We start from the raw sequence: 26,319 nt of genomic DNA, 5'->3' as shown, positions 1-26,319 counted from the left end.
TTCAACGAGGTGTTGGTCGGCGCCCTCACGGCGCACTCGGTACTGGACCGGAGGCGAGGCGCGCTCCTCAGCGGCATCGGTCTGGTCGCCGTCGCCTGCCGCCGACAAAGCAGCCCATGTCGGCGGCACCGCAGGCGACAACGTCATCCGCATCGGCGACAGCTTCGGCCACAGCCGCGGCCGTTTTCGCGTTCCGGCTTCCAGCTCGGCCGCCACATGATCATGTGATGTTAGGGTGACGGCCATCCGGCAGATGGACAGTCCCCCGTGGGAATGGGGCAGTGACGGGCGCCGTGCGGCGCCGCTGGTTGGGAGTGACATACCCAAAATGCGCCCACTGCAGGATCTCGGCCTCTCCATGACAGCTGAGGCTGCCTACCTCGCGCTCGTGGAGCACGGTCCGCTGACCCCGGTGAGGCTCGCCGGTCGGCTGGCGCGGGCCGGATCGCCTGACGAAGGGTTGCACCACGCGGTCGACGAGCTCGCCGCTATCGGCTTGGTGTCCCGCACGAATGACAGGCTGACCGCCCAGCCCCCTCGCGCAGTGCTGGAGGCCATAGCCGAGCGGCGCGCACGAGAGGCCCGGATCGCCCACGAGAGTGCGACGCTCCTATCTCGTTTCTGGCTCGATCACACCTCGGGATCGAGCTACATCGAGGTCGTCGACACCTCCCACAGCCCTGACGTGATCCAGCAACGGGTCCACAACGAGGCAGTGGCAGAGGTGCGCGCGCTGTCGATCGGGCCGGTGGGCGGGGGTGAGCGTGTGCCGGAGGTCGACACCGGAGCCTTGGATGCCCTGGCCCGCGGGGTCGCCTACCGAGTGGTGTACAGCGTCGACATCCTGCAGGAGCCCAAGGCCTTGGAGGCGGCGCACGCGTGCGTCGACCGCGGGGAGCAGGCGCGGGTCTTTCCTGACCTCGCGATGAATCTGCTGCTCTGTGACGATCGTCTGGCCGTGTTGTCCGTCGTCGCGCCGGACCGCGCGGGACACCACAGCGTCATCGTCCAGCCATCAGGCCTGCTGGATGGGCTGATCGGAGTCTTCAAGTCGTACTGGCGGATAGCCGTCCCGCTTCCTCGGGCCGGCGAGCCCACCGAGGGCTGGGCCCGTCCGACGAACGAGACGCGACAGCTCCTGGGCTACCTCAGCGCCGGGCTCACCGATGAGTCGATCGCCCGTGAGCTTGGGGTGAGCGAACGGACCGTCACCCGACGCGTTGCCCGCCTGCAGGAGGCACTCGGTAGCCAGACCCGGTTCCAGCTCGGTGTCCAGGCCAGCCGCCAGGGCTGGCTTTGAACCGTCCTTTGAACCTTCGTCCAGGCCGAAGACCGCGGTATCGCCCGCATACCCGGTCGTCTGCTCCTTCCTGTGCCCTTGTGTCGGCGACATCGCCCACACGTGACGGGCACGTGGGGCGGGCCGGTGGGGATCCGGCCCGCCCCATGCAGATCTTCGGCCGCTCGAGGGAGCGCGTGCTGCGGTCGAACTGCAGCGTCAGCCGGCGTCCGGCTTGACCAGGTCGGAAAGCTTGGCCTCGAACTGCCCGGCGAACTTGAGCGACGGCAGGATGTGGCCCTGGTTCGACGCGTCGTTGGCCACGCTCGCCGCCCAACTGGACGCGGCGAGCCGCTGGTTCGGCGTGCCGTGATGGCCCGGGTTGTCGAAGCCGCAGTCGCCCACCTCGTAGAACGACTGCTCAGAGCCCAGAAGACGCTTGGTGTTCAGCGCCTCGCCGCGGGCGTGGGTCAGGTAGTACGTCCCGAACGCGTCGGCCATGAGCTCGGTACGGCGGGTGGCCTCAGGAGCGGGCAGGTCGCTCACGAACAGGTCGTTCGCGTACTGCACGTGGTGGCCGAACTCGTGGGCCTCGATCGCCCGCGGAGCGACATCGCCCAGACCCACGGCTGACATGCCCTGCAGGATGCCGTCACCCATGATGATCCTGTCGGAGACGCCTGTCGGTTCCGGGTCACGCTTCTCGCTGTAGGCGAAGGCGTTGAAGGAGAAGATCGGGTTGGCACCGCCCTTCAGGATGGGTTCCATGTTGACGAGCTCGATGAACATCTCGGCCAGGTCGAGCTGGGACTCCGGCGTCCCGCCGTACAGCACGGAAAGCGTGCGAGCAACCCGCTGGGGGCTGGAGAAGACATCGGCCCCGTGCAGGGGTATCAGCTGGATGTCCGCCGAGTTGATGTCCCAGAACCGCTTGAGGTTCTTCATCTCTGAGGTGAGCTTCTGGGTGTACTCACCGTTGGCACCGAACTTGTTGGACTCCGACTCCGTGCCGAAGATCAGCGCGTCGTAGGTGGGGAGGTTGAAACCATCGAAGATCGAGAGCATGAAGATGGCGAAGGGATCCTCGGCGCCCATGAGGAGGGAGCGGGCCCAGGTCTTGAGCCCGGTCGACGGGCACTGGTGGTCGTCGGGATTGATCACGCTGTCGCGCATCTCGCTCCACTGCGAATCGTCAATGCCGTACTTCGCGGCAGCAGCCTCGGCGCGGGACTGCCAGTCGGCGGGCAGCTTCGCCAGGATCTCGTCGGCAAGGGCTTTGAGTCGCGGAGGCAACGTGGAGGTGTCGATGGCCGACTGGAGCGACTGGCTGCCGGCGGTCGCGGTCCCAGTCGCGTCAGCGGCGTGCGCGGGGAGCGCCACACCGAGGGCACAGGTCGCGGCGATCGCCAGGCTGACTGCCATGGAGGCGGTCTTCTTCACAGGGACTCCTTTTCGAAGGTGCCTGCAAGGGCAAGCAGGCGGGCCCAGTGTGTAAGCCCAGTGACGCTGTGGTGAATGCCTTGTGACTGTCCGAAACTGGCATTGTCTGGAACTAGACAACCCGCGCTCGGCGATGCGCGCCGGACGGAGTGAGGCCGCGTCATCTTGATTTCTGGAGGTTGCGGGCCCCAGTGTGAGCGGTGGGTGAGATCCTCGGGCCTGTCGACGCAGTACGCTCCACCGCGCTGTTACATGAGGAGTTCGTGGATCTCAGCGGCGCGGTTCTCACCACCCCCCGCCCGTACGCCTGCCTCAGCAAGGCTCGATGCCCCGGACGCCGAGGACGAGATCGTGTACTACACGAAGATCAGCGACGGCCGCCCCTGCCCGCGAGGGTCCGCGAGGCATCGTCCGGCGCCGGGTCGACGATGACCGGACTCATGACGAGGCCTTCACTCGCCATCTCCGTTGAGGCCGCCTCCGCGGGCACCCCCAGGCCGCTTTTCGAATGGGCCGACCACACTCTCATTACTCCGCGCTTTTTATTCATCACACGGCTCGAATAGAGGGCTTTTCGGTTGGCGTGGGCAATATACCCATGTCCATTTTGAGGCGATTTGATGCTTCTGTCGTGTGACGTGGGCGATATGGTGCGCGTCACCATGATACGACTTAGTAGGGCAAAGAGGCCGCCTTGTCGCCCGTTTGCGGCCATTTCGGACACTGTTGCTCGTTCCTTGTACGTATCTCGATAGTAATGAGGCTCATTGACCGGAACTTAAGCCCCGTTTAAGAATTCTTGGCATCCCGACGGAAGAGGTAATTTCCGATGCAGATCTCCGCGATGTCCAAGAAGTTCGCTCACATGACCCAGACCAAGAAGGTTTCGCTGGGCATGGTCGCCGCCGGCGCCGCAGTCGTCGCCGGTTCTCTCGTCAGCGCACCGGTCGCCTCGGCCGCCGCCCCTGCCCAGTCCGGCGGCAGTGTCAGCACCTGGATCAACACGTCACTGGAGATCATGCGGGCGCAGGGCATCCCGGGCTCCTACGAGGGGATCCACCGCAACCTGATGCGCGAGTCGAGCGGCAACCCGAACGCCATCAACAACTGGGACTCGAATGCCGCCAAGGGCATCCCGTCCAAGGGTCTGCTCCAGGTCATAGACCCGACCTTCAAGGCGTACCACGTCCCCGGCACCTCGTGGAACATCTACGACCCGGTCGCCAACATCACCGCCGCCTGCAACTACGCGGCCCACCGCTACGGCTCGATCGACAACGTCAACTCGGCCTACTGATCAGCCGGCGACAACGCCGATCTCGACGGCCACCGGCCTCGAACCCCCCTTCCGCACAGTGAACCGCACGCCGTTCCCCCGGCACCACAGATCTCGGGCGTCAACACGTCAAGCATCTGCACGGGGGAACGGCGTGTACTGCGTCAGGCGCTCCGTACCGCCCCACGGATGGCCCGGAAGTGTCGCATGCGGCCGCCGTGCGGAGTCGTCGATGACGAGGCCGCGAAAGGCTCGGCGATCAGTGGCGGAGTGCAGGCGGCCGTCCCTATGATTCTGCGCTGACCAGCGCCGTCGCCACCTTCCCGACCCGGCCCGGCATCGCCCCCTTTGTTGCAGAGGACCTGCCCATGCCTTTCCGCCGGATCGCCGCCCTGGCCGCGGTGCCCGTGGCCGTACTGCTGCTGACCTCCTGCGGCAGCAGCGAGGTGCACGGCACGATAACCGAGAAGGAATACAAGGCGGCCCGCACCACGTGGAAGACCGAGCCGGTCACGAAGAGGGAGTGCACCACATCCCGGAGCAACGGCACGACCAAGAAGTCGTGCCGCACGGTGCGGACCGGTACCCACCGTGTCTCGCACCGGCGTCCGGCGTGCTGGCAGATCGAGCTGGACGACGACGCGCACGAGCTGTGCATATCCAAGAAACGGTGGGACAAGGTGCGCGTCGGCGACCGGTGGTGACCCACTGAGACCGGTGCAGGGGGCCGGTTGCCCCGCCCAGGGTCCCTGGTGAACCGGGCGCGGATGGCGGCGATGCTGAGGGGCACCCTCGCGCCGTCGCCCACGCGGGCGGAAGGATCAAGGTCCCGGAGGCGAAGGCCGGGCCGGTCCGTGGGGCCCGCGGCCCCGGAGCTGTGTCCCGGGAGACGAAACGGGGTCCGGTCAGAAGACCGGACCCCCCTCGCTTTCCCCCCATCAGGGCTTCCCGATCCCCCCGGATCCCTCCCCGGAAGCTCCCGACGCAAGATACGACCCGGCAGGGCGCAGAAGGGTTGCATCCCTTTGCGATGTCTTTGCCTGGTCGATTCGAACCCGCTGTCAGCAGGCGTGCTCGACGTACCGCGCCGCGACCTCCGCGAGGACTTCGGCGCCGTCGCGCGCCCACAGGTCCTCGTTGAAGATCTCCACTTCGATCGGTCCGTCGAAGCCGGTGGCCTCGACCGTCTCGCGGAATGCGCGGAAGTCGATGCTCCCGTCGCCGAGTTGGCCCCGTCCGACGAGTACGCCCGCCGGGAGCGGGGTGATCCAGTCCGCCAGCTGGAACGAGTGGATACGGCCGCCCTCCCCCGCCCTCGCGATCTGTGCGGCCGCCTGGTCGTCCCACCAGATGTGGTAGGTGTCGACGACCACGCCGACCTGCTCCGCCGGGAAGCGCTCCGCGATGTCCAGGGCCTGCGACAGGGTGGAGACGACACAGCGGTCCGAGGCGAACATCGGGTGCAGCGGTTCGATCGCCAGGCGTACGCCGCGTTCCCCCGCGTACGGGCCCAGCTCGGCAAGCGCTTCCGCGACGCGTTCGCGGGCGCCGTGGAGATCGCGGCTGCCGGGCGGGAGGCCGCCGGAGACGAGGACCAGGGTGTCGGTGGACAGGGCTGCCGCCTCGTCGATCGCGGCGCGGTTGTCGTCCAGGGCGCGGGCCCGTTCGGCCGGGTCGAGCGCGGTGAAGAAGCCGCCCCGGCAGAGGCTGGTGACGGTCAGGTCCGCGTCCTTCAGGAGCTGAGCGGTGCGCTCGACTCCGTACTCCTGGACAGGTGCCCGCCACAGGCCGACCTTGTCGATGCCCGCCTTGACGCAGCCCTCGGTGAGCTCGGGCAGCGACCACTGCTTGATGGTCTCCTGGTTGATGCTCAGGCGCGACAGGTCCGTCACCGGACACCTCCACCCACCGTGAGCAGGGCGCGCATCCGGGATTCGGCCAGCTCCGGGTCGGGGAACAGGCCCAGCCGGTCGGCGAGTTCGTACGCCTTCGCCAGGTGGGGCATTGAGCGGGCGGACTGGAGGCCGCCGACCATCGTGAAGTGGTCCTGGTGGCCGGCCAGCCAGGCGAGGAAGACCACGCCCGTCTTGTAGAAGCGGGTGGGAGCCTGGAAGAGGTGCCGGGACAGCGCGACCGTGGGGTCGAGGAGTTCGCGGAAGCCCTTCACGTCCCCGGTGTCCAGGACGCGTACCGCGTGGGCGGCCAACGGGCCGAGCGGGTCGAAGATGCCGAGCAGGGCGTGGCTGAAGCCCTGGTCGTCGCCCGCGATCAGCTCCGGGTAGTTGAAGTCGTCGCCGGTGTAGCAGCGGACCCCGCCGGGAAGGCGGCGGCGTACGTCGATCTCACGCTCGGCGTCGAGGAGCGAGATCTTGATGCCGTCGACCTTGTCGGGGTGTTCGGCGATGACCTTCAGGAAGGTGTCGGTGGCGGCGTCGAGGTCCGACGAACCCCAGTAGCCCTCCAGCGCGGGGTCGAACATCGGGCCGAGCCAGTGCAGGACGACCGGCTCCGAGGCCTGGCGGAGCAGGTGTGCGTACGTCTCCAGGTAGTCCTCGGGGCCGTTCGCCGCGGCGGCGAGGGCGCGGGACGCCATCAGGACGGCCTGGGCACCGCTCTCCTCGACGAGGGTGAGCTGCTCCTCGTACGCGGCCTTCACCTCGGCGAGCGTGGCGGGCCCTGCGGGAAGCTGGTCGGTGCCGACCCCGCATGCGATCCGGCCGCCGACCGCCTTCGCCTCGGCGGCGGAGCGGCGGATGAGCTCGGCGGCGCCGCCCCAGTCCAGGCCCATGCCGCGCTGGGCGGTGTCCATGGCTTCGGCGACGCCGAGGCCGTGCGACCACAGGTGGCGGCGGAAGGCGAGGGTGGCGTCCCAGTCGACGGCCGCGGGGTCGTCGGGGCTGATGTCGGCGTGCGGGTCGGCGACGACATGGGCGGCGGAGAAGACCGTGCGGGAGGCGAGCGGAGCCCGGGCCGGTGCGAGGTCGAGCGGGGTGGTGCGGGGTTCGTACGCGCCCTGCGGGAGATGGATCGTCACAGCGTCAGCTCCGGTACGTCCAGGCGTCGGCCCTCGGCGGAGGACTTGAGCCCGAGCTCGGCGAGCTGGACACCGCGGGCGCCGGCCATCAGGTCCCAGGTGTAGGGCTCGTCGAGCACGATGTGGCGGAGGAAGAGCTCCCACTGGGCTTTGAAGCCGTTGTCGAAGACGGCGTTGTCGGGGACTTCCTGCCACTGGTCGCGGAACGACTCGGTGACCGGGAGGTCGGGGTTCCAGACCGGCTTGGGGGTGGCCGAGCGGTGCTGGACGCGGCAGTTGCGCAGCCCGGCGACGGCGGAGCCGTGCGTTCCGTCGACCTGGAACTCGACGAGTTCGTCGCGGTTGACGCGGACGGCCCAGGAGGAGTTGATCTGGGCGACGGCACCACCGGCCAGCTCGAAGATGCCGTAGGCGGCGTCGTCGGCGGTGGCGGCGTACGGCTTGCCCTGCTCGTCCCAGCGCTGCGGGATGTGCGTCCGGACGTGCGCCTGAACGGTCTTGACCTGGCCGAACAGCTCGTGGAGCACGTACTCCCAGTGCGGGAACATGTCGACGACGATGCCGCCGCCGTCCTCGGCACGGTAGTTCCAGGAGGGGCGCTGGGCCTCCTGCCAGTCGCCCTCGAAGACCCAGTAGCCGAACTCGCCGCGCACGGAGAGGATCTCGCCGAAGAAGCCGCCGTCGATGAGGCGCTTCAGCTTCAGCAGGCCCGGCAGGAAGATCTTGTCCTGGACGACGCCGTGCTTGATCCCGGCGTCCTTGGCGAGGCGGGCCAGCTCCAGGGCTCCCTCGACGTCCGTGGCGGAGGGCTTCTCGGTGTAGATGTGCTTGCCCGCGGCGATCGCCTTCTTGATCGCTTCGACGCGGGCCGACGTGACCTGGGCGTCGAAGTAGATGTCGATGCGCTCGTCCGCGAGGACCGCGTCGAGGTCGGTCGACCACTCGGTCAGACCGTGCCGGTCGGCGAGTTCCTCCAGCGCGTGGGCGCGGCGGCCGACGAGGACGGGTTCGGGCCACAGCACCTCGCCGCCGCCGAGGTCGAGGCCGCCCTGCTCGCGGATCGCGAGGATCGAGCGCACCAGGTGCTGCCGGTACCCCATGCGACCCGTGACGCCGTTCATGGCGATGCGCACTGTCCTGCGTGTCACGAAGTTTCCTCCATACAGCCGTAGCAAGCGCTTTCTATGCGGTAAAACGCTAGCCTGCCGACAGCGGCCCGGACAAGAGGGCTCCGTCCAAAACCCTCGGAGGAAGCGATGACAGTCACCCTCGCGGACGTGGCGGCTCGCGCCCGGGTGTCGCCCGCCACCGTGTCCCGTGTGCTCAACGGCAACTACCCGGTGGCGGCGTCCACCCGGGAGCGGGTGCTGCGCGCGGTGGATGACCTGGACTACGTGCTCAACGGACCCGCCAGCTCGCTCGCCGCCGCCACGTCCGACCTGGTCGGCATTCTGGTCAACGACATCGCCGACCCGTTCTTCGGAATCATGGCCGGGGCGGCGCAGACCGAGATCGGCGGGACGGGCGACGGTTCCGGGCGGGCCGGGGGCGAGAAGCTCGCCGTCGTCTGCAACACCGGCGGCTCCCCCGCACGCGAACTCACCTACCTCACCCTGCTCCAGCGTCAGCGCGCCGCGGCCGTCATTCTCACCGGCGGCGCGGTGGAGGACCCGGCGCACCAGGCGGCGATGGCGGCGAAGCTGGCGAAACTCGCGGACGCCGGGACCAGGGTGGTGCTGTGCGGGCGGCCGCCGCTGCCCGAGGGCGAAGCGGTCGTGGCGGCGCTCGCCTTCGACAACCGGGGCGGCGGCCGGCGCCTCACCGAGCATCTGCTGACGCTCGGCCACCGGCGGATCGGCTATGTCGCGGGCCCGGTGGAGCGGACGACGACACGCCACCGGCTGGAAGGGCACCGCGACGCGATGGCGGCGGCGGGCCTGTACCGGGACGACACGACCACACAAGGGCGCCTCGCAGATGCCCGGGACGAGGATCGTCTCACCGTGCACGGACCGTACGACCGCCGGTCAGGTTACGACGCGACGCTCGAACTCCTGCGCCGCGAACCGGAGGTGACGGCGATCGTCGCTGCCAACGACACCGTGGCCCTGGGCGCGAGCGCGGCGATCCGGGACCGCGGTCTGCGTATCCCCGAGGACATCTCCGTGGCCGGTTTCGACGACCTGCCGTTCTCGGTGGACGCGGTCCCGGCCCTGACGACCGTACGGCTGCCGCTGTTCGAGGCGGGGGCGCGGGCCGGCCGGCTGGCGATGGGCCGGGAGACGCCGCCGCCCGGAGGCATCGCGACGATCGCGGCGGAGCTGATGGTGCGGGGGTCGACGGCGCCGCCGCGGAAGTGACCTCCGCGATATCGTGAAGTAACCGGCATTCGGGAGGCCCGCATGACGTCCCCGCCCATGGACACCGCCAGCGCCTGGGACGCGCTGGACGGCGTCGACCTGCCCCGCGGCTACCGCGTCGAGATCACGGACGGGAAGATCACCATGACGCCGCAGGGCGAGAGCCAGTGGAAGGTCATTCTCAAGGCGGCGCCGCAGATCGAGCGGCAGCTCGCCGGTCATGGCGACATCCTCTCGGACGTGATGATCGACTTCCCGTCCAGTCTGTACGGCTACGCACCCGACCTCGCGATCATCGCCCCGGGCTCCGAGCGCAACAGTCGCGGCCGGTACGAATGGCACAGTCTGGAAGCGGTGCTGGAGGTCGTGTCCAAGAGCAACCAGGACAACGACTTCAGCAAGAAGTTCCGGATGTATGCCGAGTGCAGCATCCCTGTCTACGTGATCATCGACCCCTCGGCGGGTTCCTGCACCGTCTACCAGCACCCGACGCGCACCGGCACGTACCGCGACGACGATGTGGTGCCCTTCGGCCAAGATCTCGTCCTGCCGCTCGAAGGCCGGGAGATCGTGGTCAGGACCGACGGCTTCCCCGTCGACGACGGGGACCGCTGATTCCGCCACCCGGTCGGGGATACACGTACCGCGTGCCGTGGGCCGATGATGTGCGGGCCGCTGTCCGGTCCGGCAGGAACATCCGGTCCGTCAGACGCAGGGGCACGTACCGACGGAAGGAATTCGCAATCGTGAAGCTCGCTTTCTCGACCCTCGGAGTACCGGGGATGCCGATCGCCGACGTCATCCGGCTCGCCGTCGACCACGGCTACCAGGGGGTGGAGCTGCGCGCCCACCCCGAGGAGCCGGTGCACCCGGGGCTCTCCTCGGCCGAACGTGCCGACGTGGCCGAGGAGTTCAAGAGGGGCGACGTCGAGATCCTGACCGTCGCCGGGTACGTCCGGGTCGCCGCCGAGGGAGACGACCGGCCGGTGCTGGACGAGCTCGCCGGGCTGGTGGAGCTGGCGCGGGATCTGGGCGCCTCCCACGTCCGGGTCTTCCCCGGTGGCGGCGGGCTGGACCCGGAGGTGGCCGATGCGAACGCCGCCCGCCGGCTGGGCGCCGCCGCCCCCTACGCCGCCGACCTGGGCGTACGGATCCTGCTGGAGACCCATGACTCGCACCGGGCCGGTGCCGATGTGGCCCGGATCGCGGGGACGGTCGGGCACCGGCAGGTCGGTGCACTGTGGGACATCATGCACACCTGGCTGGCGGGCGAGGAGCCGGCCGCGAGCCATGCGGTGCTCGCCCCGCACCTGGGATACGTACAGGTCAAGGACATCGCATCTGCGGAGGACACCGAACCGTTGGCGCTCGGGGCCGGGGTGCTGCCGCTGGGTGCCTGCCTGGACACGCTGGACGCGGACAGCTGGGTCTGCTGGGAGTACGAGAAGCGCTGGCACCCGGACGCGGCCGAGCTGCCGGGACTGCTGAGCGCGGGGCGCGAGCACCTGCTCCGCCTGGGCGCGCCCAGGCAGTAACGGCCTCCCCCGCGGTAGGGAGTGGATCAGCGAGCGGCGTCCTGCGGCTTCGATTGCAAGGCGGAGGAGGGAGTCGACGCGGAGCGTCGGTGACCGACGACAACGCGGCAAGCGGAGTCGCAGGGCGTCGGGAGCCCACTCCCTACCGCGGGGGAGGCCGTAACGGCCGGGGAAGGCCGTAAGGGCCGGCCCGGGTTCAGGCGCGCGCGGGGTGAGGTTCCGGCGTCTCCGTCTCCGTCGCCGCGGCCCGCGTCCGCCGCGCCCCCGCCAGTGACGTGAGCGCCACCCCGCCCACCAGCAGCGCCGCGGCGCACCACCGCAGCGGGCTCACCGACTCGCCGAGGAACAGCGCGGCCGAGGACATCCCGAAGACCGGGACGAGCAGGGTGAACGGGGCCACGGACGACGCCGGGTGGTGGCGCAGCAGGAAACCCCACGCCCCGAAGCCGAAGACCGTGGTGATCCAGGCGACGTAGACGATGATGCCGACGCCGCTCCAGTCCAGTGCGGCCAGCGCGTCGGCGTCGCGGTCCCAGCCCTCGAAGAGGAGGGAGAGACCGAGCAGCGGCAGGACGGGCACGGTCGAGACCCACACCATGAAGTTGAGGGAGTCGGGCGGGGCGGCCTTGCGGGTCAGGACGTTCGACACGCCCCAGCAGGCTGCCGCCACGATCACCAGCACGAAGGCGAGCACGGGGCCGCTCGCGCCCTCGTCCACCGCTGCGACCCCGATACCGGCCAGCGCGATCCCCATCCCCAACACTCTTACCCGGCCCGGCCGTTCGCCGAGTGCCACGGCCGCGAAGAGGGCCGTGAAGACCGCCTGTACCTGGAGCACCAGGGAGGAGAGACCGGCGGGCATTCCGCGGTCCATGCCGATGAACAGCAGGCCGAACTTCGCCACGCCCAGGACCAGCCCGACGCCCACGATCCACTTCCACGCGACCTTGGGCCGCCCGACGAAGAAGACCGCGGGCAGCGCCGCGACCAGGAAGCGCAGGGCGGAGAAGAGCAGCGGCGGGAAGTGCCCGAGGCCGACCTCGATGACGACGAAATTGACACCCCAGACGGCAGCCACCAGGGCGGCCAGGGCGATGTGAAGGGGACGCATGGAGCGAGGATCGCCCGCCGGGACCATGTAGCACCAGCGCGGATTTCTTCATGATGGAATTGAGCGTTGCTAATGAATCAGGAAGGTCCGGGAGGTTCCGGTGCTCGATCTGTCCCGGCTGCGCGCACTGCACGCCATCTCCGTCCACGGGTCCGTGGCGGGCGCCGCCGCCGCGCTCGGCTACACCCCGTCGGCGGTCTCCCAGCAGATCACGAAGCTGGAGCGGGAGACCCGTACGACGCTGCTGGAGCGGCGCGGGCGCGGTGTCGCGCTCACCGAGGAGGCGCTCCATCTCGCCGCCACCGCCCAGCAGTTGCTGGCAATCGTGGAGCGCGCCGAGACGACGCTGGAGGAGCGCCGGGGGCTACCGACGGGCCGGCTGTCGATCGGCGCCTTCGCGTCCGCGGCGCGCGGTCTGCTGCCCGGCGTGCTGGCCGGGCTCGACCGGGACCACCCCGCCCTGGACGTACGGCTGACCGAGGTCGACCCTCATCTGTCGGTCGATCTCGTGGCCAAGGGCGTGATCGACCTCGCTGTCGCGCACGACTGGGACATCGCGCCGCTGCCCGCACCCGAGGGCATCGCGCAGGCGGTGATCGGTGACGACCGGTGCGATCTGCTGGTGCCGGAGGGGCATCGCCTCGCCGGGCGGGACGCGGTGCGGCGCGAGGAGCTGGCGAAGGAGCGGTGGATCTGCCAGCCGCCGGGGACGGTCTGTCACGACTGGCTCGTACGGACGCTGCGGGCGGCGGGCTACGAGCCGGACATCCGGCACCAGGCGGAGGAGAGCCACACCCAACTGGCGCTGCTCGCCGCCGGTCTCGGGGTCGCGATGATCCCGCGGCTGGGGCGGGGACCGTTGCCGGCGGGAGTGGTGGCGGTGCCGCTGGACCCCGTACCGGTGCGGCGGCTGTACGCGTTGTGGCGCACGGAGGCGGCCCGGCGGCCCGCGATCACGGTGGCGGTGGAATCGCTTCAGGCGCGGGGGGCGGGGACGGGCTTGGCGTAACGGCCTCCCCCGGTGCGGCCTGCGGCCATGCACCTGCCTCGTTCACCGAACGAGCCGAGCCGGACCGCACGTCACCGAGCCGATTATCGGACCGCCCCCTTGACTGGAAGTTACTTTCTAGATATTCGTGCCCCTTGGAAGTTACTTTCACCGCCCCCCTCTCCCCTGAGCACGGCCGAAGGAGCTCACGTGCACCACCGCACCTCCAGACGCACCCTCCTCACCGCCACCGCCGTGACCGCCGCAGCGGTTGCGACCGGCGCGGTCTCCGCCCCCGGGGCATTCGCCGCCTCCGCAGCCTCCTCCGCCTCCACCACCAAGCGCCTCAAGCAGCTCATCTCCCGGATGAGCCTGGAGGAGAAGGTCGGCCAGCTCTTTGTGATGCGGGTGTACGGGCACTCCGCCACCGAGCCCGACCAGGCCGACATCAACGCGAACATGGCCGAGATCGGGGTCCGTACCGCCGCCGAGATGATCGCCAAGTACCACGTCGGCGGCATCATCTACTTCGCCTGGGCGCACAACACCCGCGACCCGCACCAGATCGCCGACCTCTCCAACGGCATCCAGCGCGCCGGTCTCGCCGGTCCCACGCCCCTGCCGCTCCTGATCTCCACCGACCAGGAGCACGGCATCGTCTGCCGCGTCGGCGAGCCCGCCACGCTGATGCCGGGTGCGATGGCGCTCGGTGCGGGCGGTTCGCGTTCCGACGCGCGCCGGGCCGGGCAGATCGCGGGCACCGAGCTCGCCGCGATCGGCATCAACCAGAACTACGCCCCGGACTCCGACGTCAACGTCAACCCGGCCAACCCGGTGATCGGCGTACGGTCCTTCGGCGCCGATCCGCAGGCCGTGGCCGGTATGGTCGCCGCGCAGGTGAAGGGGTATCAGAGCGCCGGGATCGCCTCGACGGCCAAGCACTTCCCGGGCCACGGCGACACCAACACCGACAGCCACTCCGGTCTGCCTTACATCCACCACTCCCGCGACCAGTGGGAGGAACTGGACGCGCCGCCGTTCCGCGCCGCGATCGCCGCGGGCATCGACGCGATCATGACCGCGCACATCGTCGTCCCCGCGCTCGACCCTGCCGAGGACCCGGCGACCCTGTCCCGGCCGATCCTCACCGGCATCCTGCGCGAGGAGCTCGGTTACGACGGTGTCGTGGTCACCGACTCGCTCGGCATGGAGGGGGTGCGCACGAAGTACGGCGACGACCGCGTGCCCGTCCTCGCCCTGCAGGCGGGTGTGGACCAACTGCTGAACCCGCCGAGCCTCGACGTCTCCTGGAACGCCGTTCTGGCGGCCGTGAAGAGCGGCGAGATCAGCGAGGCCAGGATCGAGGAATCGATCCTGCGCATCCTGCGGCTGAAGGCGAAGCTGGGGCTGTTCGACGACCCGTTCGTCAGCCACCAGGGCGTGGACCGTGCCGTCGGCACCCGGTCGCACCTCGCCGCCGCCGACCGGATCGCCGAGCACACCACCACACTGCTGGCCAACACCGGTGCGGTGCTGCCGCTGTCCCGCCGCTCCCACAAGAACCTCCTCGTGGTCGGCGCCGATCCCGCCTCCCCGTCCGGCACCACCGGACCGCCGACCACCACACTCGCCGGCGCCTTCACCGAACTGGGGTACGCGGCGACCGCACTGTCCACCGGCACCGCGCCCACCCAGGCGAAGATCGCCGAGGCGGTGGCGGCCGCGCAGGGCAAGGACGCGGTGATCGTGGGGACGTACAACGTCTCGGCGACCAGTTCCCAGCGCACCCTGGTCAGCGCCCTCGTGGCAACCGGAGTCCCGGTGATCACGATCGCGATCCGGAACCCGTACGACATCGCCCGGCTGCCCGCCCACGCAGCGAGCCTGGCCGCGTACTCCTGGACGGATGTCGAACTGCGCGCCGCGGCCCGGGTGATCGCGGGCCACGCCGCACCGGAGGGCCGACTGCCGGTGCCGGTGCAACGGGCGGACGATCCGACGCAGGTGCTGTACCCGGTCGGCTACGGCCTGACGTACTAGTACTAGTGCCGCGACCGGCAGTATTTGCCCCATGAGGAGCGTCGTCCAGTGCGTGCGACGTGCTGGGCGACGCAACGGGGCAAAGCTTTCCGGGAGCGGCACTGGCCGTACTGGACGTACAGGGTGGAGGCCGCACCACCCGGCGCACCACCCCGAGCGACGCAAGGCCTCCCGCGCGTCCGGCGTTTGGCAGGGTGGGAAAGGCCGGTGGGCTGCGCGCGCCGGGTCTGAAGACACGTTCCAGACCTGGCCCGCACAGCCCACCTCACTGCTCCTGGAGCTGCTTACGGGCGCAGTGCCGGGCCCTGCCTGCGCTCGCTCGTCACGTCACGCTTGTCGAGCCGCGCGTCGTACGGCGCGAGCGGCTTCGCCTTGGCCGGGTCCGCCTGCACGGCGGCCGGGGCGACACCCGCCCAGCGCAGGATGTCGGCGGTCGCCTTCGCCTTCTCGTCGTCGGCGAGACCGGCCACCTTGGAGCCGTGGTTGCCGCCGGCCACCGTGTAGATGTAGCTGTCCTCGGCGCCCTCGCCGAGGTGGAAGCGCTCCGCACCCCACGGGTCGTTCTCCCCGTACACCCACATCATCCGGGTGGCGTTGTACTTCACCCAGGTGTCGACGTCGCGCATCGCCGACGGCTGGAACGTCATCGGGATGGAGCTCGGCACGAAGTTGCGCGGCGGCTGGTACCCGTAGCGGCTGAGATTGCCGAGCCACGGCTGCTTGATGTCCGGCGAACCGAGCTGGGTGCCCGCCTGGTAGTAGTACGGCGTGTACGTGTTCAGGCCCTGGTCCGCATAGGCGGAGAAGCCCGAGATGCTGTCGATCGAGTCCCAGATCGCCTGGTCGGGTGCGGTCTTGGCATCGGCGGGGATGGTGTCGCAGTCGGCGAGCAGGCTGTACTGCCAGTAGGCCCAGACGTAGTCCATGACGACGGCTTCGTAAGCCTTGTCGAGGGATCCGACGGTGTTGAAGGTGTAGCCGTTCGTCTCGGCGTACTCCTTGTACTTCTTCTCCAGCGGCTCACGGCGGATCAGCGCCTCGCGCTGCACACCCTCGAGCCGGTCGCGGCACTCCTTCGTGCCGACGTTCTCGAAGAAGCGGTCGTAGGCCGAGTCCTCCTTGTTGACCACGTCGTTCGGCGCGACGTACGCGACGACGCCGTCCATGTCCTTCGGGTAGAAGCGCTCGAAGTACGTGGCGGTCATGCCGCCCTTGGAACCGCCGGTGCTCAGCCAGTTCTCGGAGTAGATCTGCTTCAGCGCGGTGAAGACGCGGTGCTGGTCGCTGGCCGCCTGCCAGATGTCGAGCTTCGACCAGTCGGCGGGGGCGGGGCGGGACGGGGTGAAGAAACGGTACTCCAGCGAGACCTGGTTGCCGTCGACGATCCGGGTCGGCTCGGAGCGGCTGGGGTTCGTGGAGACGTTGTACCCGCTGGTGTAGAAGACCGTCGGGCGCGACGTGTCCTTGTGCAGCAGGGTGATGCGCTGCTGGAACGTGCCCTTGGACGGGTTCCGGTGGTCGATCGGCTGGGTGTAGTTGAGAACGAAGTAGCGGTAGCCCGCGTACGGCTTCTCCTCGATCAGACTCATCCCGGGTATCGCCAGGATGCGGTCCTTGATGTCCGCGGTCGCATCGGCGGACCGGTCGGATCCGACGGACCGGATCGCGGTCGCGTCCGCGGCACTGGCCGCACCGACCGAGGCACCCGTCGCGCTCACCGTGCCTATGAGCACCGCGAGCGAAAGGAAACCTCTGAGCGCCTTGCGCATGCACCCTCCCCGGGGAATTCACCTGGATTCACAAGATTCATCGCGAATCTAGCGGTGCAACACCCGGCTGAACAGACCCTCTTGTCACATCGTCAGAAGTATCAGCAGAGTATCCAGCCCGTGGCGCCGGATCTTCCGGCGACGGAGCCCGCGACCCGGACACATCGGTGCAGTGCGTGGACGGTCACCCGGCCGGTCTGCTTGGTATACCTGCCGCGGTCGGTGACGGGCCGGCCGCCGCGCGCCTGGATCATGACGGACATCTCGCGGCGCGGGCCCGACTTCTTCGCGACCGTGATCGCGCAGGCGTAGGAGCGGCTCTTGTAGACGCGCACCTCGCCCGTGGAGAACGACACTGTCTTCGCGAGCCGTCCGCCGCAGGACGATGCGGCGTCGGCACTGCCGGCCCCGGGACCGCCGAGCACCAGCCCGACGGCGGCCACCAGCGCCAGGACGAACACCCGGACCAGCGCCCGCCGTCCGGCGCCGCCGTCTCCGGCGGTTTCGCCATTCCTGTTTCTCAGCAGTTCCGTCACCCCATCGAACACTCTCGCCCCCGCCCAGCCCATACACGTACATGCGTACGACGCAAAGGGCCATCCGAAGGTTGCATACGGCGCGGTCCACATCCCGCGCAACCGAACCTCCACGGCATGGGTCAAATAGGGCAGAGACACATGAAAGGCAGGAACTGCCGTGATCCAACTCCGCAATGCGCCCAGCCCGCGCGGCCGCCGCACCACTGGCCGCACCCTTCTCGTGACTGCTCTCCTCGCCGCCGCCTCCGTGGTCCCGGCCGCCGCTGCCGCGCCGCAGGCCCCGGCGCCCGCGACGCAGCTGCGCAGCACCCACGTCACCCCCGCCCATCAGCAGGTCGCCCACTTCTACGGCGCCTATATCGACGCGGTCACGGCCGGGGGCGGCGGCAGGCTCGCCACTGCCCTCCGGTCCTTCTACCTGACGCCCGGGCTCCGCTCACAGCTGCGCACCTGGGAGGCGCGCAACCACGCGGACGGGGTGCTCCGCGCCCAGAACACACCGCTCGCCCTCAAGGTCACCGCGGGCGACAGCGGCGCCGGTCACACCTGGTCGAAGGTGCGGCTGACCTGGAGCGGCGGCAAGCACCCCAGGTACACCTATCTGACCGTTCAGTCGGACCTGCAGACCGGCAAGATCTCCGGCATCCGCTGAGAGCCTGTCGGGTGACCTCTGATCGGGCGGAGGTCACCCGACAGGCTCTGAGACCCGCGGTTCAGACTGCCGCCGGCTCGTCCTCCCCGATGAAGGTGCGCCACAGCACGGCGTAATGCCCGTCCCCGGCGAGGAGTTCGTCATGTGTGCCGTCCTCGACGACCCGGCCGTGGTCCATCACCACGACCCGGTCGGCGCGGGCGGCCGTGGTCAGCCGGTGGGCGACGACAAGGGTGGTGCGCCGGCCGGTCAGGCGGTCGGTCGCCTGGTTGACCAGGGCCTCGCTGGCGAGGTCCAGGGAGGCGGTCGCCTCGTCGAGCAGCAGGATGTCGGGGTCGACGAGTTCGGCGCGGGCGAGTGCGATCAGCTGGCGCTGGCCGGCCGAGAGGTTGCGGCCCCGCTCGGCGACCTCGTGCAGATAGCCGCCGTCCAGCGTGGCGATCATGTCGTGGGCGCCGACCGCCCGGGCCGCCGCCTCCACCTGTGCGTCGGTGGCGTCCGGCTGCCCGTACGCGATGGCGTCCCGGACCGTACCCGCGAAGAGGTACGCCTCCTGCGGTACGACTCCGAGCCGGTGCCGGTACGCGGTGAGGTCGAGGCGGCGCAGATCGGTGCCGTCCGCCGTGACCCGCCCGCCCGTCGGGTCGTAGAACCGGGCGACGAGCTTGACAAGGGTGGACTTCCCGGCGCCGGTCTCCCCGACGAACGCGACGGTCTGCCCGGCCGGGATCCGCAGGGTGATACCGGTGAGTGCCTCTTCCTCGTCGTCGCCGGAGCCGTACGCGAAGGTCACGTCCTCGAACGCGATCTCGCCGCGCAGCGCCAGCACGTCCAGCGGCTCCTCGGAGTCGGCAGTGGAGGTCGGCTCCCGGAGGAGTTCCTGGATGCGGCCGAGGGAGACCGTGGCCTGCTGGTAGCCGTCGAAGACCTGCGAGAGCTGCTGCACGGGCGCGAAGAACAGGTCGATGTAGAGGAGATACGCCACGAGGGCGCCGGTGGTGAGCGTGCCGTTGTCGACGCGGCCCGCGCCGACGATCAGTACGGCGGCCGCGGCCACCGACGACAGCAGTTGCACGAACGGGAAGTAGACCGAGATCAGCCACTGGCCGCGCACCCGGGCCTCGCGGTAGTGGTCGCTGCGGTCGGCGAACCGCTGCGCGCCGTCCTTCTCGCGGCGGAACGCCTGCACGATCCGGAGCCCGGAGACGGACTCCTGGAGGTCGGCGTTGACGACGCTGATCCGCTCCCGGGCCAGCTCGTACGCCTTGACGCTCTTGCGGCGGAAGAAGAACGTACCGATGACCAGCACCGGCAGGGTCGCGAAGACGACGAGCGCCAGCTGGACGTCGAGGACGAGCAGCACGACCATGATGCCGAAGAACGTGACGGCGGAGACGAAGGCCGTGACCAGACCGGTCTGCAGGAACGTGGACAGCGCGTCCACGTCCGTCGTCATCCGGGTCATGATGCGGCCGGTGAGCTCGCGCTCGTAGTAGTCGAGACCGAGCCGCTGAAGCTGCGCGAAGATCTTCAGCCGCAGCGAGTAGAGCACCCGCTCTCCGGTGCGGCCCGTCATCCGGGTCTCGCCGATCTGCGCCGCCCACTGCACCAGCACGACGAGCAGGGCGAGCGCGGACGCCGCCCAGACCGCACCGGTCGCCATCCGCGTAACGCCCTGGTCGATGCCGTGCCGGATCAGTACGGGCAGGAGCAGGCTCATGCCCGCGTCGACGGCGACGAGCGCCAGGCTGACCGTCAGCGGAAGCCCGAAGCCGTGCAGCAGCCGGCGCAGCCCGTACGACTCCTCACGCCGGACGGCGCGGGCCTCGTCGATCCCGGGGGTGTCGGTGGCCGGGGGAAGCGCCTCGACCTGGGCGAGCAGCTCGGGCGTGGCGGGCATGCCGGCCGCGCCGGTGTCGCGGGGCTCCTCCTTGCGGACCCAGAGTCCGGGGCTGATGCCGCGCTCGGCGTCGAAATCGGCTTCCAGCTCCTCCTGGAGCGCCCGGTCGTCCTCGACGGCCGGGTCGGCCGGCACCGGCTGGTGGCCCGGGGAGGTGCCGCCCAGCTCGTCCGGGTCGGTGAGCAGACGCCGGTAGAGGGCGGAGCGGCGCTCCAGCTCCTCGTGCGTGCCGATGTCGGCGAGCCGGCCCTTGTCGAGTACGGCGATGCGGTCAGCGAGGCCGAGGGTGGAGCGGCGGTGGGCGATGAGGAGGGTCGTCCGCCCCTCCATGACCCGGGCGAGGGCCTCGTGGATCTCGTGCTCGACGCGGGCGTCGACGGCGGATGTGGCGTCGTCGAGGAGGAGCAGCCGGGGGTCGGTGAGGATGGCGCGGGCGAGCGCGACGCGCTGGCGCTGACCGCCGGAGAGGGTGAGCCCGTGCTCGCCGACCTTGGTGTCGTAGCCGTTCGGCAGATCGGCGATGAACCGGTCCGCCTGGGCGGCGCGGGCGGCCTGCTCGATCTGTTCCTGGGTGGCGTCCGGGTGCCCGTAGGCGATGTTGGCGCGGACCGTGTCGGAGAAGAGGAAGCTGTCCTCCGGTACGAGGCCGATGGCGGCCCGCAGCGAGTCCTGGGTGAGCTCCCGGACGTCGTGGCCGCCGACCAGGACGGCGCCGTGCGCCACGTCGTAGAAGCGGGGCAGGAGGAGGGAGACGGTGGACTTCCCGCTGCCGGAGGCGCCGACGACGGCCACGGTCTCGCCGGGCTCGATGGTCAGCGAGAACCCGTCGAGCACCGGCCGCTCGGGGTCATACCCGAACCGCACGTCGTCGAACTCGACGCTCGCCGGGGCGTCGGCGGGGAGCTCCACCGTGCCGTCCTTCATGGTCGGCACGGTGTCGATCAGCTCGATGACACGCTCCACACCGGCGCGGGCCTGCTGACCGACGGTGAGGACCATGGCGAGCATCCGGACCGGCCCGACGAGCTGGGCAAGGTAGGTCGAGAACGCGACGAACGTACCGAGGGTGATCTCGCCGCGGGTGGCGAGCCAGCCGCCGAGCGCCAGCATCGCGACCTGGCCGAGCGCGGGGACGGCCTGGAGGGCGGGGGTGTACCTGGCGTTCATCCGGATCGTGCGCAGCCGCCCGGCGAACAGCTTCCGCCCGACCTCGCGCAGCTTCCCGGTCTCCTGCTCCTCCTGCCCGAACCCCTTGACGACCCGGACCCCGGAGACGGCCCCGTCGACGACTCCGGCGACGGCGGCTGCCTGCCCCTGGGCGTACCAGGTGGCGGGGAAGAGCCGGGAGCGGGAGCGGCGGGCGATGTACCAGAGCGCGGGGGCGACGGCGATCGCGATCAGGGTCAGCAGCGGTGAGAGCCACGCCATGATCACCAGGGAGATGAGGAACAGCAGCACGTTCCCGATCGTCATCGGGAGCATGAACAGCAGCCCCTGGATCAGCTGCAGGTCACTGGTGGCGCGCCCGACGACCTGCCCGGTGGACAGCTCGTCCTGCCGCTTCCCGTCGAGCCGGGTGAGCGTTCGGTACATGTCGGTGCGCAGATCGTGCTGTACGTCGAGGGCGAGCCGGCCGCCGTAGTAGCGGCGGATGTACGTCGATACGTACACCAGCACGGCGGTGCCGATCAGGAGGCCGGTCCAGACGCCGAGGGAACGCGTGTGGTTGCCGACGACATCGTCGATGATCACCTTGGTGATCAGCGGGACGACTGCCAGCACGGCCATCCCGGCGAGCGACGAACCGAGCGCCAGCAGCACATTGCGCCGGTAGCGCCATGCGTAACCGCCCAGTCGCCGCGCCCAGCTCTGCTGTGCTGCGTCCGTGTCCCCGTCCGTCACTGGTGCCTCCCGGTTCAACCTGGTCTACCGGAAGGCACCAACGCGATCAGCTGCGGATTTCATCCCGCCGTCACAAAGACGGTCCCAACGGAGTAGGACCGGCGTACGTCGTCCGACGGAGCGCACCTGGGGCCTGTTCTGAGTTCCCCGTCGTTCGCGCGAAGCGCGGGCGCAGCGGCGGGCGTGCGTGCCGGGCGTCGGGGCGCAGGCCGGGAACTCAGAACAGACCCTGGGCGCGGGGCGCGGCTCGGGGGCGCTCTACGACCTGGGCGTCGCCGTCAGCATCGGCACGGCGGGGGCTTCCGGCACTGCCGGGACCGCCTCCTGCGGCGCGGCCGGCGGGGCGACGGTCGTCCCGGTCAGGGCCGCCGGGTTCAGGTCCTTGTGGATGGCGCGGGCGACGGCCTGGATGGTGTTGATGCCGTCGTTCATCGTCTTGTTGTCCTGCGTGAGGATGGTGATGCCGTAGTCGTGCCCCTTCCCGGTGAACGCACCGATGCTGTGCACCCGCCAGCCGTGCGTGGCACGCGGCAGCCAGCCGTTCTTGACCTGGACGGTCACCCCGGACGGGGCTCCGGCGGGCGTTCCCCAGCGCTGCGAGGAGATGACCTTGCGCATCAGGCCGAGTTCGTACGCACGCGCGTTGTCGCTGAGTACGGAGTTCTTGGCGGTCAGCAGCGTCAGCAGCCGCAGCTCGTCCTGCGCGGTGATCTGGGTCAGCCCCCAGTAGCCACCGGAGCCGGGCACGGTGTGCGTCATGCCCGCGGCGTTCAGGAACGCCTTCACCTTGGTCACGCCGAGCTGCTTCCACAGGCTGGTGGTCGCGTTGTTGTCGGACTTGGTGATCATGGCGGTGGAGAGGTCGATCTCGCGCTGGGTGAGATAGCGATTGTGCCTCTTGTTGTCCCAGAGCAGCGTCGCGAGGACGGTCGCCTTCACGACGCTCGCGGAGTCGTACGTGCTCGTGGACCGCATCGTGCAGGACGTCTTGGTGGTCCGGTCGTAGAGCGCGATCGCCGTGGTCGAGTTGCGCCCCTTGAGTGCGGCGGTGATGTCGGTCGACAGCTTGGCGGCGAGTCCCGCCTTGCCGGAGGTGCATTTCACGGTCGGCGTCGCGGCTGCGGCGGGCGTGGCCGCGAGGGTCACGGGCGTGAGCACGCCCGCGGCGAGTGTGACGGCGAGCGCGGTGCGCGCGCGGCGGGATGTACGAGGCTGGTCCGTCATGAGAGGTGTCCCCCTGAGTGATGTGTGCGGTGCGCCCCCTGCACACCTGTCAGGGATGACTCACGACGCGTCGAAAAGTTGTACGGCGGGTTCGGACCGGTGTTCCCGGACCCGAAGACCGGGGTAGAGATGGCTTCCGTCAGCGGACCGGGGAGGGATCATGCCGAACGATCAGCCGAGCGACGCCTATCGCTGTGGGCAGTTGTACGCGGCGCTCGCGGCGCTGGAGAAACTCAGCAAGGGCGAGCGTCACTCATTGGGAAGGCTGGGAGCCCGGGTGGAAGCGGCCCAGCAGCCCCGCGACCGTCTGACTGGTCATCTGAAGGCCGTCGGCGAGTATGTGGTTGACGCGCGCAAGCAGGGTCGCGGCCCGGCGGCGACGGCCATACTCCGGTCGCTCCCCGATCTGTTGCCTGACGGCAGGGAGCTGCCGCACAAGCTCAACACAGCGCAGCAGGAAGAATTCTGTGACGGCCGCCACGCACAGGAGAAGGTCTTCGAGCACGCGAAAGCCTCTCGCTGAAACCTCCGCGCACCCGTCGCCGCCGTGAGCGGCCACGGGTGCGCGTACCGGTGGCCTACAGATGTGTCGGCTCGAACATCCTCAGTAGTGCCGGCAGCACGACCACCGAAGGGCCGGGCTGCGCAAAGGACTTCGTCAGGTCGTCGGCGAGCGTCTCCGGGGTCGTACGGACCGCGGGTACGCCGAACGACTCGGCGAGGGCGACGAAGTCCGGGCGGGACAGTTCCGTCGCCGTGGCCTCGCCGAACGCACCCGTCATGTACTCGCGCAGGATCCCGTAGCCGCCGTCGTCGACGATCAGCCAGGTGACCGGCAGGTCGTACTGACGGGCCGTGGCCAGTTCCGCGATGGAGTACATCGCGCCGCCGTCGCCGGAGACCGCCAGGACCGGCTTCGTACGGTCGGCCGCCGCCGCGCCGAGCGCTGCCGGGAAGCCGTAGCCGAGGCCGCCCGCGCCCTGCGCCGAGTGCATCGTGTTCGGGTGGCGGGCGTCGAAGGCGGACCAGGCCCAGTAGGCGAGGATCGTCATGTCCCAGAAGCTGGGGGACGTGTCGGGCAGCGCCTCGCGGACCGAGGCGATGAGCTGCTGCTCCAGCGTGAGGTCCTGGCCTGCGATCCGGGTCCGTACCGCGTCGAGGACCGTTCGCACGCGGTCCGCCGCCGCCTCGTCCGCTCGGCGGTCGACCGCTTCGAGGAGGTCGGCGAGGGCCTCGCGGGCGTCGGCGTGGATGCCGAGTGCGGGGTGGTTGGACTCCAGCTTCCCGGCGTCCGCCTCGATCTGGATGACCCGGCCGCGCGGGCTGAACGTGTGGTAGTTCGAGGAGAGTTCACCCAGTCCGGAGCCGACGACCAGCAGGACGTCCGCCGCTTCGAGGAAGTCCGTCGTGTGGCGGTCCTCCAGCCAGGACTGGAGCGAGAGGGGGTGCTCCCAGGGGAACGCCCCCTTGCCGCCGAACGTGGTGACGACCGGGGCGTCGATCTTCTCCGCGAGGGCGAGCAGCTTGCCGGACGCGTCGGAGCGTACGACTCCGCCACCCGCGATGATCGCCGGACGCTCGGCGTTCGACAGCAGGTGCGCTGCCACGGCGGTCAGTTCGGGCCGCGGGTACAGGGGGCGCGGGGTGGCGTCCATCGCCGTGACGGCCGGCAGGGTGGTCTCGGCCAGGAGCACGTCCTGCGGGATCTCGATCCAGACCGGGCCGTGCGGGGCCGTCAACGCGGACTCCCACGCGGCGGCGATCGCGGACGGGATCTGCGACGCCGTACGGACCGTGTGGACCGACTTCACGATGTCGCGGAACGACGCCTTCTGGTCCCGGAGTTCGTGCAGGTAGCCGTGGCGGCCGCCGCCCAGACCCGCGGTCGGGATCTGGCTGGAGATGGCCAGCACGGGGGCGGACGCGGCCGCCGCCTCCTGGAGCGCGGCGAGGGAGGTGAGCGCGCCCGGCCCGGTGGAGAGCAGCAGCGGCGCCACTTCGCCGGTGATCCGGCCGTACGCGTCGGCGGCGAAGCCCGCGTTGTTCTCGACGCGCAGCCCGACGTACGAGAGGGAGGAGCGGCGCAGCGCGTCGAACATGCCCAGCGCGTGCTGGCCGGGCAGCCCGAAGACGGTGGTCGCGCCGAGGCCCTGGAGGGTCTCGACGACGAGGTCACCGCCGTTTCGTCCGGCGGGAGGGTTCAGGGCGGCCGCGATCTGCTCGGGGGTGAGCTGCGGCCGCTCGTCGTGGTGGTCGTGGGTCACTTGCCCTGAGTCCCCTTGGCCGCCGCGATCTGACGGGACATGATCGTGGTCAGCTCGTACGCGGTGTGAGACGCCGCGACGGAGGTGATCTCCGCGTGGTCGTACGCGGGGGCGACCTCGACCAGGTCGGCGGAGACCAGGTTGCAGGAGGACAGGCCGCGGACGATCTCGAGGAGCTCGCGGGAGGTGAGGCCGCCCGCCTCGGGGGTGCCGGTGCCGGGCGCGTGCGCCGGGTCCAGCACGTCGATGTCGATGGAGATGTACAGCGGGCGGTCACCGATGCGCTGGCGCAGCTGGTCGGCGATCTCGTCGACGCCGCGGCGCATGACGTCGGCGGAGGTGACGATGCCGAAGCCCATCTTGGCGTCGTCGTCGAGGTCCTGCTTGCCGTACAGCGGGCCGCGGGTACCGACGTGGGAGAGCGCGGACGTGTCGAGGATGCCCTCCTCGACGGCCCGGCGGAACGGGGTGCCGTGGGTGTACTCGGCGCCGAAGTAGGTGTCCCACGTGTCGAGGTGGGCGTCGAAGTGGAGCAGGGCGACCGGGCCGTGCTTCTTCGCGACGGAGCGCAGCAGCGGGAGCGCGATGGTGTGGTCGCCGCCGAGCGTCATCATGCGGGCGCCGGTGGAGAGGAGGTCGTCGGCCGCGGCCTCGATCGTCTCGACGGCCTCGTTGATGTTGAACGGGTTGGCGGCGATGTCACCGGCGTCGGCGACCTGCGCGAGCGCGAACGGCGAGGCGTCCTGCGCCGGGTTGTACGGGCGCAGCAGGCGCGACGCCTCACGGATCGCGTTGCCGCCGAAGCGGGCGCCGGGGCGGTAGGAGACACCCGTGTCGAAAGGCACGCCGACGACGGCGACATCGGCGGTGCCGACCTCGTCGAGCCGGGGCAGCCGCGCGAACGTCGCGGGACCGGCGTACCGCGGGACGCGGGAGGAGTCGACGGGGCCGCGCGGCGTTTCGTTGCTGCTCATGTGGAATGCCTTCCTGAGAGGGTGATGCACGC

The 26,319-nt window shown here is 69.9% G+C and carries 21 protein-coding genes; 10 read left to right on the top strand and 11 right to left on the bottom strand.

Going from position 1 to position 26,319, the window contains the following annotated elements:
• The first annotated feature begins 358 nt into the window (after positions 1 to 358).
• Positions 359 to 1,300: a helix-turn-helix domain-containing protein gene (locus ACIBB8_RS15925; RefSeq protein WP_398952410.1), complete on the top strand. Its 942-nt coding sequence runs from the start codon at positions 359 to 361 to the stop codon at positions 1,298 to 1,300.
• 198 nt (positions 1,301 to 1,498) lie between these two features.
• Here the strand turns inward: ACIBB8_RS15925 and ACIBB8_RS15920 are convergent, their stop codons facing one another.
• Positions 1,499 to 2,719: a hypothetical protein gene (locus ACIBB8_RS15920; protein WP_398952408.1), complete on the bottom strand. Its 1,221-nt coding sequence runs from the start codon at positions 2,717 to 2,719 to the stop codon at positions 1,499 to 1,501.
• An 829-nt stretch (positions 2,720 to 3,548) separates the two neighbouring features.
• Between ACIBB8_RS15920 and ACIBB8_RS15915 the strand changes: the two genes are divergently transcribed.
• Positions 3,549 to 4,016, top strand: a complete 468-nt coding sequence (locus ACIBB8_RS15915; RefSeq protein ID WP_398952406.1) for a transglycosylase SLT domain-containing protein — start codon at positions 3,549 to 3,551, stop codon at positions 4,014 to 4,016.
• A gap of 347 nt (positions 4,017 to 4,363) precedes the next feature.
• Positions 4,364 to 4,699, top strand: coding sequence for a hypothetical protein (locus ACIBB8_RS15910; protein ID WP_398952404.1), 336 nt, complete (start codon positions 4,364 to 4,366; stop codon positions 4,697 to 4,699).
• 357 nt (positions 4,700 to 5,056) lie between these two features.
• Here the strand turns inward: ACIBB8_RS15910 and ACIBB8_RS15905 are convergent, their stop codons facing one another.
• The 3 genes from ACIBB8_RS15905 to ACIBB8_RS15895 are packed head-to-tail and all read right to left on the bottom strand — an operon-like array spanning position 5,057 to position 8,177.
• Positions 5,057 to 5,887 (bottom strand): sugar phosphate isomerase/epimerase family protein, encoded by an 831-nt coding sequence (locus ACIBB8_RS15905; protein WP_398952403.1) that lies wholly within the window; start codon positions 5,885 to 5,887, stop codon positions 5,057 to 5,059.
• Positions 5,884 to 7,029: a dihydrodipicolinate synthase family protein gene (locus ACIBB8_RS15900; protein ID WP_398952401.1), complete on the bottom strand. Its 1,146-nt coding sequence runs from the start codon at positions 7,027 to 7,029 to the stop codon at positions 5,884 to 5,886. Before ACIBB8_RS15900 ends, ACIBB8_RS15905 begins: the two co-directional genes overlap by 4 nt.
• Entirely contained in the window at positions 7,026 to 8,177 is a 1,152-nt protein-coding gene (locus ACIBB8_RS15895) for a Gfo/Idh/MocA family protein (RefSeq protein ID WP_398952399.1), read from the bottom strand. Before ACIBB8_RS15895 ends, ACIBB8_RS15900 begins: the two co-directional genes overlap by 4 nt.
• 108 nt (positions 8,178 to 8,285) lie before the next feature.
• Between ACIBB8_RS15895 and ACIBB8_RS15890 the strand changes: the two genes are divergently transcribed.
• The 3 genes from ACIBB8_RS15890 (at position 8,286) to ACIBB8_RS15880 (ending at position 10,924) form a co-directional block, all read left to right on the top strand.
• Entirely contained in the window at positions 8,286 to 9,389 is a 1,104-nt protein-coding gene (locus ACIBB8_RS15890; RefSeq protein WP_398952397.1) for a LacI family DNA-binding transcriptional regulator, read from the top strand.
• Between the two features lie 42 nt (positions 9,390 to 9,431).
• Entirely contained in the window at positions 9,432 to 10,004 is a 573-nt protein-coding gene (locus ACIBB8_RS15885) for a Uma2 family endonuclease (protein ID WP_398952395.1), read from the top strand.
• Positions 10,005 to 10,135: 131 nt separating this feature from the next.
• On the top strand, positions 10,136 to 10,924 hold the full coding sequence (locus ACIBB8_RS15880) for a sugar phosphate isomerase/epimerase family protein (RefSeq protein WP_398952393.1): 789 nt from the start codon (positions 10,136 to 10,138) through the stop codon (positions 10,922 to 10,924).
• Between the two features lie 196 nt (positions 10,925 to 11,120).
• On the opposite strand, the gene ACIBB8_RS15875 is transcribed toward ACIBB8_RS15880, so the two are convergent.
• A complete protein-coding gene (locus tag ACIBB8_RS15875) occupies positions 11,121 to 12,035 on the bottom strand; it encodes an EamA family transporter (protein WP_398952391.1) in 915 nt (304 codons plus the stop codon).
• A 100-nt stretch (positions 12,036 to 12,135) separates the two neighbouring features.
• On the opposite strand from ACIBB8_RS15875, the gene ACIBB8_RS15870 reads away from it, so the two are divergent.
• On the top strand, positions 12,136 to 13,044 hold the full coding sequence (locus tag ACIBB8_RS15870; protein ID WP_398952389.1) for a LysR family transcriptional regulator: 909 nt from the start codon (positions 12,136 to 12,138) through the stop codon (positions 13,042 to 13,044).
• Positions 13,045 to 13,233: 189 nt separating this feature from the next.
• On the top strand, positions 13,234 to 15,063 hold the full coding sequence (locus ACIBB8_RS15865) for a glycoside hydrolase family 3 protein (protein WP_398952387.1): 1,830 nt from the start codon (positions 13,234 to 13,236) through the stop codon (positions 15,061 to 15,063).
• A 284-nt stretch (positions 15,064 to 15,347) separates the two neighbouring features.
• Here ACIBB8_RS15865 and ACIBB8_RS15860 read toward each other — a convergent pair whose 3' ends face one another.
• Positions 15,348 to 16,832: a S28 family serine protease gene (locus ACIBB8_RS15860; protein WP_398952385.1), complete on the bottom strand. Its 1,485-nt coding sequence runs from the start codon at positions 16,830 to 16,832 to the stop codon at positions 15,348 to 15,350.
• 101 nt (positions 16,833 to 16,933) lie between these two features.
• The gene (locus ACIBB8_RS15855) at positions 16,934 to 17,368 is read right to left on the bottom strand and encodes a hypothetical protein (RefSeq protein WP_398952383.1); all 435 of its coding nucleotides are present in this window, start codon (positions 17,366 to 17,368) and stop codon (positions 16,934 to 16,936) included.
• Between the two features lie 160 nt (positions 17,369 to 17,528).
• On the opposite strand from ACIBB8_RS15855, the gene ACIBB8_RS15850 reads away from it, so the two are divergent.
• Positions 17,529 to 18,023, top strand: coding sequence for a hypothetical protein (locus tag ACIBB8_RS15850; protein WP_398952382.1), 495 nt, complete (start codon positions 17,529 to 17,531; stop codon positions 18,021 to 18,023).
• 61 nt (positions 18,024 to 18,084) lie between these two features.
• On the opposite strand, the gene ACIBB8_RS15845 is transcribed toward ACIBB8_RS15850, so the two are convergent.
• Both ACIBB8_RS15845 and ACIBB8_RS15840 read right to left on the bottom strand, forming a co-directional pair.
• Positions 18,085 to 21,825: an ABC transporter ATP-binding protein gene (locus tag ACIBB8_RS15845; RefSeq protein WP_398952380.1), complete on the bottom strand. Its 3,741-nt coding sequence runs from the start codon at positions 21,823 to 21,825 to the stop codon at positions 18,085 to 18,087.
• A gap of 258 nt (positions 21,826 to 22,083) precedes the next feature.
• Positions 22,084 to 23,049, bottom strand: a complete 966-nt coding sequence (locus ACIBB8_RS15840) for a serine hydrolase (RefSeq protein ID WP_398952378.1) — start codon at positions 23,047 to 23,049, stop codon at positions 22,084 to 22,086.
• A 160-nt stretch (positions 23,050 to 23,209) separates the two neighbouring features.
• Between ACIBB8_RS15840 and ACIBB8_RS15835 the strand changes: the two genes are divergently transcribed.
• On the top strand, positions 23,210 to 23,572 hold the full coding sequence (locus ACIBB8_RS15835; RefSeq protein WP_398952376.1) for a hypothetical protein: 363 nt from the start codon (positions 23,210 to 23,212) through the stop codon (positions 23,570 to 23,572).
• Between the two features lie 55 nt (positions 23,573 to 23,627).
• On the opposite strand, the gene ACIBB8_RS15830 is transcribed toward ACIBB8_RS15835, so the two are convergent.
• Positions 23,628 to 25,313, bottom strand: coding sequence for a thiamine pyrophosphate-binding protein (locus ACIBB8_RS15830; protein WP_398952374.1), 1,686 nt, complete (start codon positions 25,311 to 25,313; stop codon positions 23,628 to 23,630).
• Positions 25,310 to 26,287, bottom strand: coding sequence for an agmatinase (gene speB / locus ACIBB8_RS15825; protein WP_345518034.1), 978 nt, complete (start codon positions 26,285 to 26,287; stop codon positions 25,310 to 25,312). Before speB ends, ACIBB8_RS15830 begins: the two co-directional genes overlap by 4 nt.
• Positions 26,288 to 26,319: the final 32 nt, after the last annotated feature.

Source organism: Streptomyces sp. NPDC051286, from assembly GCF_044455345.1.
Taxonomy (GTDB): Bacteria; Actinomycetota; Actinomycetes; order Streptomycetales; family Streptomycetaceae; genus Streptomyces.
Note: the sequence above shows the minus strand (reverse complement) of the source record. Positions and strands in the feature narration are given on the sequence as shown.

Coding starts and splice junctions, on each gene's coding strand:
- ACIBB8_RS15925 (WP_398952410.1), top strand. CDS start 359: ATGACAGCTGAGGCTGCCTACCTCGCGCTCGTGGAGCACGGTCCGCTG.
- ACIBB8_RS15885 (WP_398952395.1), top strand. CDS start 9,432: ATGACGTCCCCGCCCATGGACACCGCCAGCGCCTGGGACGCGCTGGAC.
- ACIBB8_RS15890 (WP_398952397.1), top strand. CDS start 8,286: ATGACAGTCACCCTCGCGGACGTGGCGGCTCGCGCCCGGGTGTCGCCC.
- ACIBB8_RS15840 (WP_398952378.1), bottom strand. CDS start 23,049: ATGACGGACCAGCCTCGTACATCCCGCCGCGCGCGCACCGCGCTCGCC.
- ACIBB8_RS15910 (WP_398952404.1), top strand. CDS start 4,364: ATGCCTTTCCGCCGGATCGCCGCCCTGGCCGCGGTGCCCGTGGCCGTA.
- ACIBB8_RS15875 (WP_398952391.1), bottom strand. CDS start 12,035: ATGCGTCCCCTTCACATCGCCCTGGCCGCCCTGGTGGCTGCCGTCTGG.
- ACIBB8_RS15915 (WP_398952406.1), top strand. CDS start 3,549: ATGCAGATCTCCGCGATGTCCAAGAAGTTCGCTCACATGACCCAGACC.
- ACIBB8_RS15860 (WP_398952385.1), bottom strand. CDS start 16,832: ATGCGCAAGGCGCTCAGAGGTTTCCTTTCGCTCGCGGTGCTCATAGGC.
- speB (WP_345518034.1), bottom strand. CDS start 26,287: ATGAGCAGCAACGAAACGCCGCGCGGCCCCGTCGACTCCTCCCGCGTC.
- ACIBB8_RS15835 (WP_398952376.1), top strand. CDS start 23,210: ATGCCGAACGATCAGCCGAGCGACGCCTATCGCTGTGGGCAGTTGTAC.